General features: G+C 66.4%; 15 protein-coding genes and 1 pseudogene. 8 read left to right on the forward strand and 8 right to left on the reverse strand.

The features are described from left to right. The first annotated feature begins 27 nt into the window (after positions 1 to 27). A complete protein-coding gene (locus tag AUL38_RS06980; protein WP_235590641.1) occupies positions 28 to 474 on the forward strand; it encodes a MarR family winged helix-turn-helix transcriptional regulator in 447 nt (148 codons plus the stop codon). Positions 475 to 505: 31 nt separating this feature from the next. Then, entirely contained in the window at positions 506 to 1168 is a 663-nt protein-coding gene (locus AUL38_RS06985) for a CE1759 family FMN reductase (protein ID WP_059060507.1), read from the forward strand. 41 nt (positions 1169 to 1209) lie between these two features. Here AUL38_RS06985 and AUL38_RS06990 read toward each other — a convergent pair whose 3' ends face one another. Together AUL38_RS06990 and AUL38_RS06995 are read right to left on the reverse strand one after the other, a co-directional pair. Then, positions 1210 to 2421 carry an MFS transporter gene (locus AUL38_RS06990; RefSeq protein WP_083506684.1) on the reverse strand — a complete coding sequence of 404 codons (1212 nt, stop codon included), beginning with the start codon at positions 2419 to 2421 and terminating at the stop codon, positions 1210 to 1212. Positions 2422 to 2542: 121 nt separating this feature from the next. Continuing rightward, on the reverse strand, positions 2543 to 2995 hold the full coding sequence (locus AUL38_RS06995) for a MarR family winged helix-turn-helix transcriptional regulator (RefSeq protein ID WP_059060510.1): 453 nt from the start codon (positions 2993 to 2995) through the stop codon (positions 2543 to 2545). A gap of 94 nt (positions 2996 to 3089) precedes the next feature. Here AUL38_RS06995 and AUL38_RS17970 point away from each other — a divergent pair. Both AUL38_RS17970 and AUL38_RS17975 read left to right on the forward strand, forming a co-directional pair. After that, positions 3090 to 3374: pseudogene (locus AUL38_RS17970) on the forward strand (sulfurtransferase); the annotation flags it as partial. A 308-nt stretch (positions 3375 to 3682) separates the two neighbouring features. Continuing rightward, positions 3683 to 3967 carry a sulfurtransferase gene (locus AUL38_RS17975; protein ID WP_369795297.1) on the forward strand — a complete coding sequence of 95 codons (285 nt, stop codon included), beginning with the start codon at positions 3683 to 3685 and terminating at the stop codon, positions 3965 to 3967. An 8-nt stretch (positions 3968 to 3975) separates the two neighbouring features. On the opposite strand, the gene AUL38_RS07005 is transcribed toward AUL38_RS17975, so the two are convergent. The 4 genes from AUL38_RS07005 to AUL38_RS07020 form a co-directional block, all read right to left on the reverse strand. Beyond that, a complete protein-coding gene (locus AUL38_RS07005) occupies positions 3976 to 4866 on the reverse strand; it encodes an AEC family transporter (protein ID WP_235590642.1) in 891 nt (296 codons plus the stop codon). A 167-nt stretch (positions 4867 to 5033) separates the two neighbouring features. Continuing rightward, positions 5034 to 5345 (reverse strand): DUF2853 family protein, encoded by a 312-nt coding sequence (locus AUL38_RS07010; protein WP_059060514.1) that lies wholly within the window; start codon positions 5343 to 5345, stop codon positions 5034 to 5036. Positions 5346 to 5483: 138 nt separating this feature from the next. Next, the gene (locus tag AUL38_RS07015) at positions 5484 to 6875 is read right to left on the reverse strand and encodes an aspartate aminotransferase family protein (protein ID WP_153006499.1); all 1392 of its coding nucleotides are present in this window, start codon (positions 6873 to 6875) and stop codon (positions 5484 to 5486) included. A gap of 32 nt (positions 6876 to 6907) precedes the next feature. Continuing rightward, entirely contained in the window at positions 6908 to 8392 is a 1485-nt protein-coding gene (locus AUL38_RS07020) for a CoA-acylating methylmalonate-semialdehyde dehydrogenase (protein WP_059060518.1), read from the reverse strand. 142 nt (positions 8393 to 8534) lie between these two features. Here AUL38_RS07020 and AUL38_RS07025 point away from each other — a divergent pair, with 142 nt between their 5' ends. Next, positions 8535 to 10214, forward strand: a complete 1680-nt coding sequence (locus AUL38_RS07025; protein WP_059060520.1) for a PucR family transcriptional regulator — start codon at positions 8535 to 8537, stop codon at positions 10212 to 10214. Between the two features lie 67 nt (positions 10215 to 10281). Next, positions 10282 to 11469 (forward strand): PLP-dependent aspartate aminotransferase family protein, encoded by a 1188-nt coding sequence (locus AUL38_RS07030; protein ID WP_059060522.1) that lies wholly within the window; start codon positions 10282 to 10284, stop codon positions 11467 to 11469. 100 nt (positions 11470 to 11569) lie between these two features. Here AUL38_RS07030 and AUL38_RS07035 read toward each other — a convergent pair whose 3' ends face one another. Both AUL38_RS07035 and AUL38_RS07040 read right to left on the reverse strand, forming a co-directional pair. Further along, complete coding sequence (locus tag AUL38_RS07035; RefSeq protein WP_059060524.1) at positions 11570 to 12142, reverse strand: DUF4352 domain-containing protein; 573 nt, start codon at positions 12140 to 12142, stop codon at positions 11570 to 11572. Positions 12143 to 12234: 92 nt separating this feature from the next. After that, positions 12235 to 12903: a nucleoside triphosphate pyrophosphatase gene (locus tag AUL38_RS07040; RefSeq protein WP_059060526.1), complete on the reverse strand. Its 669-nt coding sequence runs from the start codon at positions 12901 to 12903 to the stop codon at positions 12235 to 12237. Between the two features lie 67 nt (positions 12904 to 12970). On the opposite strand from AUL38_RS07040, the gene AUL38_RS07045 reads away from it, so the two are divergent. Then, a complete protein-coding gene (locus AUL38_RS07045; protein WP_059060528.1) occupies positions 12971 to 13777 on the forward strand; it encodes a hypothetical protein in 807 nt (268 codons plus the stop codon). 52 nt (positions 13778 to 13829) lie between these two features. Beyond that, entirely contained in the window at positions 13830 to 15155 is a 1326-nt protein-coding gene (locus AUL38_RS07050; protein WP_059060530.1) for a class I SAM-dependent RNA methyltransferase, read from the forward strand. The last annotated feature ends 78 nt before the right edge of the window (positions 15156 to 15233 follow it).

Genomic DNA, 15233 nt, shown 5'->3' on the forward strand with positions numbered 1-15233 from the left:
ACCGCAGTCGTCCGAGAGGAGCTTCCCGTGAGCACGAACAGAACCGATATCCGGCTCGCCATCGAGGTGTGGGAGTCGATCATGACCGCGCACGCGCGACTCTCGGGCGACTTCGGCGCCCGCCCGATCTGGAGCGAGGCGAGCATGCGTGAGTACGATGTGCTCTACACGCTCGTCAAGCGAGGCGAGGCAATGCGGCTCTGCGATCTCCAGGAGGATGTGCTCCTCAGCCAGCCCGCACTCTCGCGCATGGTGGATCGGCTGGTCACGCGAGGCCTGCTCGTGCGCAAGCCCGACCCGGAGGACGGCCGCGCCGTCCTCGTTGAGCTCAGCACCGAGGGAGCCCGCGTACAGCGCGAGGTGGGGCGCGCGCATGGCCGCGACATCGGCCAGGCCATGCGCGCCCTCTCCCCAGAGGAACTCCGCGAGGCGAAGCGTCTCATGCACAAACTTCTCGCGGCCAGGCCCGAGTAACCCCGTCAGTCTTCTCTGAGAAAGCAGCACCATGTCAGACATCAAGCAGCTCGTCATCGTCAACGCCGGGACGAGTGACCCCTCGACCACGCGCCTCCTCGCGGATCGCGCAACGACGAAGGCCCTCTCCGGGGCGAAGCGACGCGGCATTGAGATGGAGGCGCGCGTCATCGATCTGCGCCCACTCGCTGGCGACATCATGGCGGCACTCACCACACAGCTTGTCTCCGCAGAGCTTGAGCGGGCAACCGAGATCCTCCGCGACGCAGACGCCATCATTGCGGCGACGCCGGTGTACAAGGCCGCGGCAAGCGGGCTCTTTACCGCCTTCTTCCAGGCGCTCGACAACGATCTCCTCATTGGCACGCCGGTGCTGCTCGCCGCCACAGCAGGAAGTCCGCGACACTCACTCGTCGTAGACGATCAGCTTCGTGGGTTCTTTGCGTACCTGCGCACGGTCACGGCCCCCACGTCGCTCGTGAGCTCGCCAGATGATTGGACGAGCAGTGAGTTCGGCAAGCGGGTGGATCGGGCCGCAACGGAGCTCGTCGCACTCGTCGCCAGCGGGTTCCGCGAGAACGCACGCGGCGAGGGCTGGGATGCCTACCAGCACTCGTACGGCAGCGCGGGCGGCACCGAGCTCGGGATCAATCTCGATTCGGATCTCATGCGCCTCGCGGCCGGCGGAAAGTAGCTCCCCGCCTCACACAAAGCGGGAGCGCACGCTTGCTCTCGCTAACTGGCGTCACCAGCGGCAATCGCACTCGCTTCAGCGATGCCCTCGGGTGCCAGTGTTGGGTGATTGTCGGCGCCGATGTGTGCCAGGGGCTTGCCGCGCACCGCCAGCACGAGGATCGCCGTCAGCACGGCGCAGGCGCCGAGCCAGTAGGGGGCCGCCGCTCCAAGCGACGCGGCCAGCGGTCCGGCTACGGCTGGTGCGATCGCGCCCCCGATGAACCGCACGCCCGAATAGGTCGAAGAGGCGACACTTCGCGGCAGGTCAGTGGCCTCCATCACCGCTTCGGTGAGCGCCGTGTTCATGACGCCCAGCAGTAGGCCACTGACGATGACAAGCGTGATGAGCGTCGGCAGCGACGCGACACCGACAGCGAGGGCGGCGAGACAGAGCGCAAATAGCGCCAGCATGGTGAACAGCACCGGACGCAACCCACAGCGGCGGGTGAGCAGCGGCGCGACGACCACCGAGGTGACTGCGAGCGCGAGCCCCCATCCAAAGAAGACGAGCCCAAGCTCACGCGCACCGAAGTGCTGCCCCGCGGCGCCCGCGGCAGCTTCGATCGGGTATGGACTGTAGGCCAGGAGCGTAAAGAAGCCGAAGTTGTAGCAGACGGCCACGAGCGACAGTGACAGCAGCGCCGGATGCCGCAACGCACGGAACCCTGCCAGCACGTCCGGTCGTTCAGTGCGGGCCGCGGCACGCTCTGCCGCGCTGAGCCTCGGAAGCCGAAGCAACACGAGGATCGCAACGAGGGCGACTGCCATGAGCGCGGCGGTGCCGAAGAACGGTCCACGCCACGAGAGCTCCCCGAGTGCGCCACCGACGAGCGGCCCGACGGCCATACCCACCCCAAGCGCTGCCTCGTAGAGCACGATGGCCTGCCGTGAACCGCCCGATGCGGCGCCGACGATTGCGGCGAGCGCAGTCGAGAGGAAGAGCGCGTTGCCGAGGCCCCAGCCGGCCCTGAATCCGATGATCGCGTCCACCGATCCAGCGAAACCCGCAAGGCCCGCGAACACCACGATGAGGACAAGGCCGGCGATGAGCGTCCACTTCACCCCGATCCGACCTGACACCCAGCTGGTGAAGAACATGGCGATGCCAGTCACAAACAGGTAGCTGGTGAACAGCAGCATCGTCTCGCTCGGGGTGGCGTTGAGGTCAGCGCTGATCTTTGTCAGAATCGGATCGACGAGCCCGATCCCCATGAAGGAGATTGCGCAGGCGAACGCGATCGCCCACACTGCGGTGGGTTGACGGAATATTGACGGGCGTGGCTCGGCAGTGTTCGTAAGCGTTCCTTTGTTCGGTGCGGGCGAAGCCCTGGGGCTACACGGCGTTGGCGATGCTCAGCATGAGTTCTGCGGCACGAGCGAGCGCAGCGCGGTCTGCCGCGTCGAGCTCCGCGAGCTTCGGGGTGATGAGGTTCGCTGCACCCCTGCGGTACGCGGCGAGCGCAGCGACGCCACGGGCGGTGATGCCGACAAGCGTTGCGCGCCGGTCAGCCGGGTCGACTACTCGATCCACCCAGCCTTCGCCCTCGAGCCGCTGCACGAGGGTCGTCATCGTGGGTTGGGCGACCCGCTGGGCTGCCGCAAGGTCGGTCACTCGCGTCGCCCCCTCGCGTTCGATGTCTGCGAGCACGCGCCACGCGATCGAGGAGTAGGTGACGCCGGAGATTGTGCTGGCGGCACGCGTCAATCTCGCAGCAGAACGCACGAGGTCGAGCGCGAGCTCGGAGTGCGCGTGTGCTGCCGACGATTGCTGCGTGAGATCACTCATGGATACCACCGTACCAGAATTACATAGCATGGCTATGTAATTTCGAGTCAATAGCTCCAGGCACCCGCCAAGCCCCATCGCCTACGATCGCACTATGAGCGAACGCATCGACGCATCGGAGCCAGGCCTCCTCATCAGCGCCCGCGAGCTGCAGGCGGTGCTCGCCGCAGAGGCGGGAACCACCGACGGGCCGCGCACCCGGGTACTCGATGTCCGCTGGACGCTCACCGAACCTGCCGGCCATCGGGCGTATCTCGCGGGCCATATCCCCGGCGCCGTGTATGTCGATCTCGAATCCGAACTCTCGGATCACGGCCCCGCGACACTCGGGCGGCACCCGCTCCCCGGCGGCGAGGCGCTCACCCACTCCGCACGCAGGTGGGGGCTCCACCCCGATGACACCGTCATCGCCTACGACGGCGGCGGAAACTTCGCGGCGCGCGACTCTGGTGGCTACTGCGCGACGCAGGTTTCACCCGGGTCCGCCTGCTCGACGGCGCGCTCCCCGCGTGGGAGGCCGCAGGGTTCCCCCTTGAGCAGGCGGAGCCAACGCCAGCGCCCGGTTCAGTCACCTTCTTTCCCGGCCAGTCACCCACGCTCGACCTTGCTGACGCAGGCCGCTTCGCGCGCGAGCACACGCTGCTCGACGCCCGCGCCGCCGAGCGTTACTCGGGCGAAACCGAGCCCATGGACCCCGTCGCCGGCCATATCCCGGGTGCCAAGAACCTGCCAACCTCAGGCAACCTCGACGCACACGGCCACTTCCTGCCAGCGGAGGCACTGCGCGAACGATTCGCAGCGGTCACCTCCGATGGGCCGCATGTTGGTTTCTACTGCGGATCCGGCATCACCGCGAGCCACGCGCTCTTCGCGTTCGCGCTCACCGGCGGCGAGGGTGCGCTGTTCCCGGGCTCCTGGTCGCAGTGGTCGAATCACCCGGACATGCCGGTTGCGACGGGGCCCACCCCGTAGCCGACGGATCAGCCGAGCAGCACCGTCGCGAGAAACAGGATCGGCACGCATCCGATGGTCGTGATCAGCACGGTGTCGCGCGCCACCGCCTCACCGACCCCGAAGTGTTGGGCGTAGTTGAAGACGTTCTGGGCCGAGGGCAACGCGGCGAGCACGACGACGATCAGCACTTCCCCCGGTACGAGCCCGAAGACGTATGTCGCACTCAGCCAAGCAATGGCTGGCATCACGAGAAGCTTCAGCCCGCTGGCGAGCATCACCTCGCCCCGGTGCGGGCCCGCGCTGAGCACACGGCGCCCATGGAGCGACACCCCGAAGCTGATGAGCAGCACCGGAACGCACGCGTTGGCGATGAACTCGATCGGCGCAAACACGATCGTCGGAAGGGTCATGCCGCTCACCGAGACCGCAACCCCGAGTGCCGAGCCCACGATGATGGGGTTGCGCAGCGCACGCCAAATCGCACCGATCTGGAAGCGACCACCGGCCGCCGCTTCAAGGATGGAGAGCGAGACCGGGGTGAGGATGAGCAACTGGAACAGCACAATCGGGGCTGGGTAGGCCGCGCTTCCCAAAATGTACAGCGAGAGCGGGATGCCGATGTTGTTCGCGTTCACTTGCCCTGCCGCCAGTGCCCCGATGAGGGTCTCGGCTGCAGACCGCTTCCACACCAGCTTCGTCACCAGCGCGTACACGCCAATGACGGCGAGCGCGGCAACAGCAGAAACCGGCAGCAGCGAGGAGAACAGCATGTCGACCTCGGCCTGCGACAGCACGACGAAGAGCAGCGCAGGCGAGAGCACCCAGAACACGAGTTGGCTCATCGTTGCGCGCGAGGACGCGTCGAGCACGCCCGTTCGGCCGAGGATCCACCCGACGAAGATGGCGAACCCAACCACGACAAAGCCTGTCAGCGCGTCAAGCAACGGTGCCTCTCTGGGGTGCGTTCTCTCCCAGCCTACCCTTCGCGCCCCGCGCCCCGCTCAGTCCATATCGACTCAGCACAAGAGTTGGGCCAGCAGGGGGCTCGGCCAGCAAAGGGCTGGGGCAGCAGGGGCTGCGCGAGCTAGCCTCCGAAGACTCCGAGCTTGCCGTAGTGCGCCGCCAGGAGGTAGTAGACGGTCAGGCGCTGCTTGTGGCCTGGTACCTGGTCCCCGACCGTGGCAATCGCTTCGTCGATGGACGCGTCGGAGTCGGTGACACCAAGCTTGCCCTTCACGAAGCTCTCGCGCACGCGGGCGAGCTCCGCGGGGTCGCTGTAGGAGACGAGACGAGCGTCGGCGTTCGTCAGCGCAAGCGCGTACGTCTTCTCCATATTCGCAACGACTGCTTCGCTCGCGTCCGGGGCGTACTTCTGAATGTCTTCGAGAGCGCTCATGAGAACGGATCCTTCCTTGGAAACCTATCCCCCGTCTTTGGGGTGCCTTTCCCATTCTGGCGCGGCTCTCGAAAAAGATATAGAGGGGAGCACAAGAGGGGCCTGGTTTTGTCAACCAGACCCCTCTTGAGAACAGAACTACTTGCCGGTGTAGTAGCTATCCGCAACGTCGAGCGCCGCATCAATGATGTCGAGCCCCCGCACGAGATCGGCTTCGCTGATCACCAGCGGCGGTGCGATCTGCAGCCGGTTGCCGGCCGCGAACGGCCAGAGCCCAGCCGACTTGCACGCAGCAACGACTGCGTTAAACGGGGCCGCAGCCTCGCCCGCAGCGTTGAATGGCACGAGCGGCTCGTGGGTCTCGCGATCCACGACGAGCTCAAGAGCCCAGAAGAGACCCTTGCCGCGGTACTCGCCAACCGACTTGTGCTTCTCAGCGAACTCGCGCAGCCGCGGCTCGATGACACGCGAGCCGAGATCGCGCACGCGCTCGATGATGCCCTCTTCTTCAAAGATGTCGAAGGTGGCAACGCCGGCAGCACACGCGAGTGGGTGACCCGAGTAGGTGAGACCGCCGGGGAATGCGCGGTCAACGAACGCGTTGTGCACGTCTTCCGAGATCACGACGCCGCCGAGCGGCACGTAGCCCGAGTTCACGCCCTTCGCGAAGGTCACCAGGTCGGGCTTCACGTCGAAGCCCTGGTATGCGAACCACTCACCGGTGCGGCCGAAGCCGACCATCACCTCGTCGCAGATCAGCAGGATCCCGTACTTATCGCAGAGCTCGCGGACGCCGGGAAGGTACCCGGGCGGCGGCACGAGCACGCCGTTGGTGCCAGTGACGGTCTCGAGCACGATCGCCGCGATGGTGCTCGCACCCTCGAGCTGAATCTGCTGCTCGAGGTGCGCGAGTGCACGCTCGGTCTCTTCCTCCGGCGTGGTCGCCCAGAAGGCGCTGCGGTAGAGGAAGGGGCCGAAGAAGTGTACGACCTCGCCGTCGATGACGTCGTTCGCCCAGCGGCGCGGTTCACCGGTCATGGTGATCGCGGTGCCGGTCGAGCCGTGGTACGAGCGGTAGCGCGAGAGGATCTTGCGCTTGCCCGTCGACTGCCGCGCCATGCGCACGGCGTACTCGATCGCCTCGGCGCCGCCGTTCGTGAAGAACACCGAGCGGGCACCCTCGAAAGAGTGCTCGACGATGCGCTTCGCAAGCTCGCCGCGCACGTCGTTTGCCATCGCGGGCTGGATCGTCGCGAGACGTCCCGCCTGCTCCTGGATGGCCTTGACGAGTCCGGGGTGCTGGTGCCCGAGGTTCAGGTTCACGAGCTGCGACGAGAAGTCGAGGAACTCGTTGCCGTCGTAGTCCCAGAAGGTTGCGCCCTCGCCCTTGGCGATGGGCAGCGGGTTGATCGCGCCCTGTGCCGACCACGAGTGGAAGACGTAGTCGCGGTCGTTTGCGCGCACCTCGCGCTGGGCGTCGGTGTCGCCGAAGCTCTGCTCGCCGCCATTGAGGTCGATGTAATCAGCCATGTTCGTAATGCTCCTTTGCTCGTGCAGTGAGGTTAGCTGTTGCTCGGGAAGCCGAGGTCAACCTTCGACGGCTCTGCGTTCGGCCAGCGGGTCGTAACGACCTTCGAACGAGTGTAGAAGTGGATCGACTCGGGGCCGTAAATGTGGGAGTCGCCGAAGAGCGAATCCTTCCAGCCACCGAAGGAGAACGAGCCGACGGGAACGGGGATCGGCACGTTGATGCCTACCATGCCGGCCTCAACCTCGAACTCGAACTGGCGCGCGACGCCACCGTCGCGGGTGAAGATCGCGGTGCCGTTGCCGAACTGGTGGTCGTTGATGAGCTGCAGCCCGTCCTCGTAGCTGTCGACGCGGACGACCGCGAGGACCGGCCCGAAGATCTCGTCGCGGTACACCTTGCTGTTCGTCTGCACGTGATCGATGAGCGAGACGCCCGTGAAGAATCCGCCGCCTGCGAACTCAGCCTCACGGCCATCGACGACGACGGTTGCGCCCTCGGCTGCCGCGCCTGCGACGTACGACTCGACGCGATCCTTCGCGTCCTGCGTGATGAGCGGGCCCATCTCGGATGCGGGGTCGGTGCCGTCACCGATCTTCAGGTCTGCCATGCGGTCAGCGATCTTCTGCACGAGCGCGTCGCCGACGTCGCCGACTGCGACGACAACCGAGACCGCCATGCAGCGCTCGCCTGCCGAGCCGTATGCTGCCGAGACTGCGGCGTCTGCCGTCATGTCGAGGTCTGCGTCGGGCATCACGAGCATGTGGTTCTTCGCGCCACCGAGCGCCTGTACGCGCTTGCCGTTGCCGGCCGCGCGCTCGTAGATGTACTTCGCAATTGGGGTGGATCCGACGAAGCTGATCGCCTTGACCTCGGGGGCGTCGAGGAGGGTGTCGACAGCGACCTTGTCGCCGTGGACCACGTTGAGTACGCCGTCGGGCAGGCCTGCCTCGCGGAAGAGGTCAGCGATGAAGACCGATGCGGAGGGATCGCGCTCCGAAGGCTTGAGCACAACCGTGTTGCCGCAGGCGATTGCCGAGGCGATCATCCACAGCGGCACCATGACCGGGAAGTTGAAGGGGGTGATGCAGGCGACAACGCCGACCGGCTGCTTCACGGAGTGCACGTCGACGCCGGTCGAGACCTGCTCGTCGCGCTCTCCCTTGAGGAGGTGCAGCAGTCCTGAGGCGAACTCGACGTTCTCGAGGCCGCGGGCGATCTCGCCTGCCGCGTCCGAGAGCACCTTGCCGTGCTCGCTCGTGACGATTGCCGCGAGCTCTGGGGTGCGCTGCTTGAGCAGCTGGCGGAGGTTGAAGAAGACATCCGCACGCTTGGTGAGGCTGGTCTTGCGCCACATCGGCAGGGCTGCCTGCGCGGCGGCGACTGCGCGCTCGACGGTCTCGACCGAGGCGATGCCGAGCTCGTGCTGCTGTTCGCCGGTTGCCGGGTTAAAGATGGGCTGGGTCCGCTCAGCGGCCTCGATCTTCTCGCCGCCGATGACATGGGGGATGTGCGCCATTGTTGCTCTACCTCTCGAGTTGCTGTGTTCAAGCAATATGTTCGGGCGTCAATGCCCGCGTTGTTCCCAGTATTTCAGGGGTCTTTGCCCGCAGCACCCGGCAAACCATCGCAACTTCACGCATTTTCCGTACACTTTGTATGTGAGCGAAACTCTTGAGCCGTACCCCAGCATCAGCGACGTCCTCGGGATCGCCGAGCTCACGGCCGGCGCCCCCGAGCTTGTGACGGGCGACACGGGGCTCGAGCGTCGCGTCCGATGGGCGCACGTCGTGGCTGGCCGCGAAGCACCCGCACTGCTCGACGGTGGCGAACTCGTCCTCACGACCGGTGCGGGCTGGCCCGCAGGCCCCGGGGAGGCCGCCGAACTCAACACGCTCATGCGCACCCTCGTCGCCACCGACCCCGCCGGAATCGTGTTTGAGTTGGGCACCCACTTCGACGCGACGCCCCCAGCGCTGACCGAGGCGTGCATCGCACACGGCATCCCGCTCATCGTGCTGCACCGCGTTGTCCGCTTCGTGCAGATCACCCAGCGCGTGCACCAACGTGTCCTTGCAGCGCAGAATGAGGCGCTCGAAGCACGCGCCGAGGTCCACGCGATGCTCACCGAGCTCGGCCTCAACCGCAGCCCGGTGGACTACGTTGTGGATCGCATCGCTGCGACGCTCGGCTCCGAGGTCGTACTCGAGGACGCCGGCTACCGGGTCGTCGCCTGGTCAGGGGCCGATGCCTCTGTGCTCGATCACTGGGCAGCGCCGGAACACCTTGTGCGCGGCGCTGCGCCCGAGCTGCCGGACGGCGCGACCCGCGTCCCGGTCGAGGCGCAGGGTACGAAATGGGGCTCACTGACAGCCCTCCCCGGCCCGCCCCACCCGGCCGGACGCGCGACGGTGCTCGAGCTCGGCGCGTTCGCGCTCGCACTCGCGCGGCTTGCTGACGCCGACGGCGACACCTGGCTCGATCTCGGCTCGAAACGGCTCTTCGACGCGGTACTCTCAGGCCGTTACACCGGAGAGCGCGAGCTCGCCAGCCAGCTGGCGGCGGGCGGCCTCCCACTCGAGGGGCGAGTGCTGCTCGGCGCGACGCTCACCGGCACCGGGGATTTCGGCGCGCACGAGTCGCTTGAGGCGGCGATCCTGCAGACGGCGCTCCGCCGCGCCGTCGCCCCAGAGGCCCGCGTCGTGCTCGCACCGGCCCCCGAGGCGTTCGCGGGCCAACGCACGCTCCTCGCGCTCGTCTCGTTCCCGCCAGACGATCCGCGCCTCGCACCGGGGCCAACCCCGCAGCAGCATCCCCTCGCCGCCCGCCTCTCCCACGAGCTCAGCATGATGCTGCCTGAGACGACGCCCCAGTCGTGGCGTGCGCACCTGAGCATCGGGGTGAGCGCGACCCGACCGCGCGCACTGATCTCATCACTCGAACGCGTCGCGGCAGTCGGGATCGCCCCGGGCAGCGCTTCCCAGGGCCACCGGAATGCGCGGGTGACCGTGCAGGTCGCGGAGGAACGGCCGCTGGCATACCTCATTCGCGGGCTCGCCGGGGTGCCTGAACTCCAGGAGTTCGCTGAGGCCATGCTCGATCCGCTGTTCGCGCACGATCGCGCGAGCGGCACCGGTCACAGCGGCGACCTCGTGCTCGTGCTCGCCGCGTATCTTGCCTACCCCACGAACCGCTCACTCGCCGCGCAACAGGCGCGGCTCTCCCGCTCAGTGTTCTATCAGCGCATCGCGCTCATCGAGGAGCTCATCGGGGTGGATCTCGCGGACGGTGAGACCATCGCCGCCCTCACGGTCGCACTGCTCGCGCGCGGGGAGATGTAACGCCGAACCCCTCACCCTACTCCGGGAGCCTCTCAACGCACACACCCGTGATCGGCAGGATGGGGCCATGGAAGACGCAGACATGCAGCTCGACACCCTCGCGGTGCACGCGGGCAGAGCAGACCTCGCACGCCTCGGGGTGCACGCGCTCCCCATCGACCTGTCGACGACCAACCCGTTGCCGGATCTGCTCAGCGGTGGTGACTCTTACGAGGCCCTCGCCTCGGGCGGCACGATCCCTGAGGGCGGCAGCGCCGTCTACGGCCGGCTCTGGAACCCGACCGTAGCGCGATTCGAGTCGGGGCTCGCTGCGCTTGAGCACGCAGAGACCGCCGTGGCGTTTGCGAGCGGCATGGCGGCGCTTTCGGCAGCGCTGCTCGCGTTCGCAGGCAGCGATGGGAGCCGGCATGTCGTCGCGGTCAGGCCGCTCTACGGCGGCTCCGACCATCTGCTCGCCACGGGCCTGCTCGGCACGGAGGTGACCTTTTGCGATCCGGACGGGGTGCGCGACGCCTGCCGCGACGACACCGGGCTCGTGCTGCTCGAAACGCCGGCGAATCCCACGCTCGAACTCGTGAATATCGCGGATGTCGTCGAGCAGGCTGGCGACGTACCGGTGCTCGTCGACAACACCTTCGCGACCCCCGTGCTGCAGAACCCGCTCGATCACGGCGCCGCACTTGTCATGCACAGCGCAACGAAGTACTTGGGAGGTCACGGCGACGTCTTGGGCGGGGTCATCGCCTGCTCTGAGGCCCATGCAAACCGACTCCGCCCGATCCGAGCGATCACGGGCGCGGTACTGCACCCGCTCGCCGCGTACCTGCTACACCGCGGCCTCACGACGCTCCCGCTCAGGGTGCGCGCGCAGCAGGCATCAGCGCGCGCGGTCGCTGAGTGGCTCACGACACAAACTGACGTGTCCGAGGTGTTCTACCCCGGCCTGCGGGAAGACCCGTCAGGGGCGCTCGGCACCCAGTTCACCGGAACCGGCGCCATGCTCGCGGTGCGTCTGGGCGGCGGCGCCGCGGCGGTCGAGGCACTCACGAAGCGAGTGCGGATCTTCACCCACGCCGTCTCGCTCGGCGGCGTGGACTCGCTCATCGAGAGCCCTGCCGCTCTCACCCACCGCCCGGTCAGCGCGGATGCGAAGCCAGACGCCGGCATCGTGCGAATGTCGATCGGGCTCGAGGATCCACGCGACCTCATCGCCGATCTCGCGCAAGCGCTCGGCGCGGACGCCACCGCGCGCTAAGCGGTTACCGGAGAGCCCGATCTTTTCCTACCCCCGCTCCCATTGAGGAGACCCCCGCAAAAACCATTTGCGGGGGTCTCCTCAATCGGAACAGGACTTTCTACTGGACAGCTACAAACACCTTGTCACCCAACATATGGGCGGTTACTGCGAGGACACCTTCGCCCGCGGTTGCAGTAGGAACCTCGAAGGCATAGTTGCCTGTCGTCGATGCCCCTGCGTAGAGAACCCCAAGGGAATCGAACTGCTCGGGCGGGATGATCATCTTGTCGTAACTGTTGATCGTATTTCCCTCAGAGGTGACGTATGCAATTCCCGGCACTGGCATCTCTCCGTCTGCGTTGTCGCCGTTGTACGTTACCGTGACATTCGCCATGAGGTACTGGGATCCCTCAGCCGGTGCATCATTGAACATGTTCTCACTGGTGAGTGCTTCGGTTGCGTCGAGGGTAACGCTGTTAACAACAAGCGTCCAGTCTCCGTCAGTGATGACCGACCCAATCGGGTACGGTGCGTCGCGCGTGCCTTCTTCGGCAGGTTTCGTATCTTCAGCTGGCTTGGATCCATCTGTCGTTTCTGCGACGTCACCTGACGGCGTATCGACAGTGGGTGCGGAGCTACAGCCCGTCATAACAAAGAGGCCGACCAACGCGGCAACAAGCAGTTTCTTCATAGTTGAATGATCTCAGTTAGGTGTGACATTTCCGTTAACTATGAAGAATTCGTGATTGATATGTTGTGCAGGGGGTTATAGGCCCCCGCGCGCTAAGCGGTTACCGGCGAACCGCCGCTCCACAGCGCGGTGTAGTCGTGCCCGAGTTCGCGCACGAGGCGTCGCAGCTCAGGCAACGACAGGCCGATGACGCAGCTCGGCGCGCCCTCGATGCGCTCGATGAAGGCGCCGGCAAGGCCGTCGATCGCGAATCCACCTGCGAGCTTCAACGGCTCGCCGGTCTCGACGTACGCTGCAAGCTCCGCGTCTGTGACGTCAGCCGCGAGCGTCACCGTCGCCGTGTCGACTCCGCCGACGGCTGGCGCGACAGCGGCGAGGCCAGTGCAGTCGATAAGCCAGTGCCCCGAGTGCAGCACACCGGTCTTGCCCCGGTGCTGCTTCGACCGCTCGAGGGCAACATCTGGGACGTGCGGCTTGCCGAGCACCTCGCCGTCGAGCAGAAACATCGAGTCGCCGCCGAGCACAAGCCCGCCTCCGAGCTCAGCGATGTCGGCAGCGTGGCGGCGCACGACGTCCTCAGCCTTCAACCGGCCCAGATACTCGGTGAGCTCCGGCGCCGTGAGCGCCCGTCCGATCTCGGTCTCGCGCGCACGCACTTCCGCATCCTCGTCGACCTCCGGGGCAAAGCACACTGGCTCGATGCCAGCTCCCCTGAGCACTGAGAGTCGAGCGGGCGAGGTCGAGGCAAGGATCAAACGCATAGTCGCAAGCCTATGCAATTTGCGCCGCGGACTCGTGCTGCGGGCGCAGGTTCGTTACCGTTAGAGCATGAAGCTCTCACGTACAGCCTCCGTTACCGCCTCCCTTCTCCTCGCAGGCGGGCTCGTGCTCACCGGCTGCAGTTCCCCGGGCGCGACAAGTGAGGGCAACGCTGGCGGCTCATCGTCGAACGTCGCTGAGGCGCAGGGAGCCCTCACGAAGGAGAACTTCGCTGACCGCATGTCCAAGGCACAGCTCGAAGCTGGCTCCGTGCACATCACGATGGACATGGGTGACTCGGTGGAAGGCACGATCGAGGCCGACATGGTCGTGAATGAGGATCCGCAAAAGGTGCAGATGCAGATGCAGATGAACGCGGGCGGCATGGACGCAGATATTCGCCTCGTCGACGGCAAGATGTTCATGAACATGGGCGAGCTCTCGCAGGGCAAGTTCTTCGATCTGTCCACCATGCCCGGCGGCGCAGGTGATATTAGCGCGATGCTCGACCAGATGAACCCGGGCGCTCAGGTCGCCGGGTTCGGCGATGCGCTCACCGATTTCAAGGCGGATCCCAAGGGACCGGAGATCGACGGCGTTGCAACCACGCAGCTCACGCTGACACTCGATACGAAGAAGATGTTCGAAGCCCAGCCGCAGGAGGGTGTCAACATCGACGACATCGTCGCCGCGCTCGGCGAGACCACCGTCTACGACATGTTCGTCGGCCCGGATGACCTGCCACGTCGCATCGTTATGCCGAACGTCGGCGGGGTGGGCACCCTCTCGCAGGAGTTCACTGCGTGGGGCGAACCCGTCACGGTACAGGCTCCCGCCGCTGACGAGATCGCTGACGCTTCGGCCCTCCAGGGTTAGCCACAGTTTTTCTCTCACGGCTGCACAGCCCAGCCGTGGGAGAATAGTGGGTATGTCTGAACAGCGCGAAAGCACGCCCCTCGAAATCGGCTCCGAGATCGAGCTCGAAATCACCGGTATGGCCCACGGCGGGGTGAGTGTTGCACGCCACGACGGGCGTGTGGTGTTCGTCGCCGACGCGATCCCTGGCGAGCGCGTGCTCGCCAGGATCACCGACCAGAAGAAGAAGTCGTTCGCTCGCGCCGCGGTCACCCGCGTGCTCGAGGCATCGGCGGATCGCCGCGACCACGTCTGGGATGAGGCGTCAGTCGCGCGGGATCCGGCCGATCGTGCGGGCGGCGCCGAGTTCGGTCACATCGACCTCGCGCGCCAGCGCGTGCTCAAGGCCGAGGTGCTCGTCGATTCGATGGCCCGCTTCGGCGACATCGAGCTCGCGAGCGAGGAGGGCGAGGACTTCGCCGAGACCCTCGCCGAGCTCGTCGAGGCAGCACCGGGCGACGACGAGGCGAACGGCCTCGGCTACCGCACCCGCGTGCGCTTGCACGTCGATCCCGAGACCGGCGCGGCTGGCCCGTACGCTGCGCGCAGTCGCACCGTGATCCCCGTCTCCTCGCTGCCGCTCGCAACCGAGGGCGTGAACCAGATTGCTCCGCTGTTCGAGGCGATGCGCGGCCTGCAGACCATCGACCTCATTGATCCCTCGAACGACGACCCCCGCATGCTCTTCACCGAGGTGGGGGCGAAGGAGCGGCGCGGCGAGAAGGATCTCGTCGGCGAGCTCGTCGAGGATCGCGGCTTCATGGTGCGCGCCGGCGGCTTTTGGCAGGTCCACCGTGAGGCACCCTCGATGCTGTTCGGCGCGGTGCACGACGCAATCGCAGAGCTCATCGAGGCCGGCGAGTTCGATCCGGCTGCGGCCAACCTTGACCTGTACGGCGGCGCCGGTCTCCTCGCGGCCGCCATGGCTGAGGCCGCAGGCCCCGGCCTGAAGATCACCTCGGTCGAGTCCGACCCGGCAGCGACCGATAACGCCGCAGAGAATCTCTCGGAGATCGTCGGCGCACGCGCCATCACCGCCCGCGTAGATCGTCACCTGGCTGAGCTGCTCGACGCTGCCGCGCCCGTGCGCGACAGGCTGCGTCGCGGCACCGTCGTGCTCGATCCGCCCCGCTCGGGCGCTGGCGGAGATGTCACCGCGCAGCTCGCCCAGCTCTCGCCCGCGAACATCGTCTACGTCGCCTGTGATCCGGTAGCGCTCGCACGCGACACGAAGTCGCTGCTCGACTCAGGCTACGACCTGCTCGAGCTGCGGGCGTTCGACATCTTCCCGCACACGCACCACTTCGAGTCACTCGCGGTGTTTAGCCGCGGCGAGTAGCGCGCACACACAACAGCGCCGCTGGAGGGATTCCCTCCAGCGGCGCTGTTGTGTGTGCGGCGCGAATCGACATGGCCG

This window comes from Leucobacter sp. G161, from assembly GCF_001482305.1.
Lineage (GTDB): Bacteria > Actinomycetota > Actinomycetes > Actinomycetales > Microbacteriaceae > Leucobacter.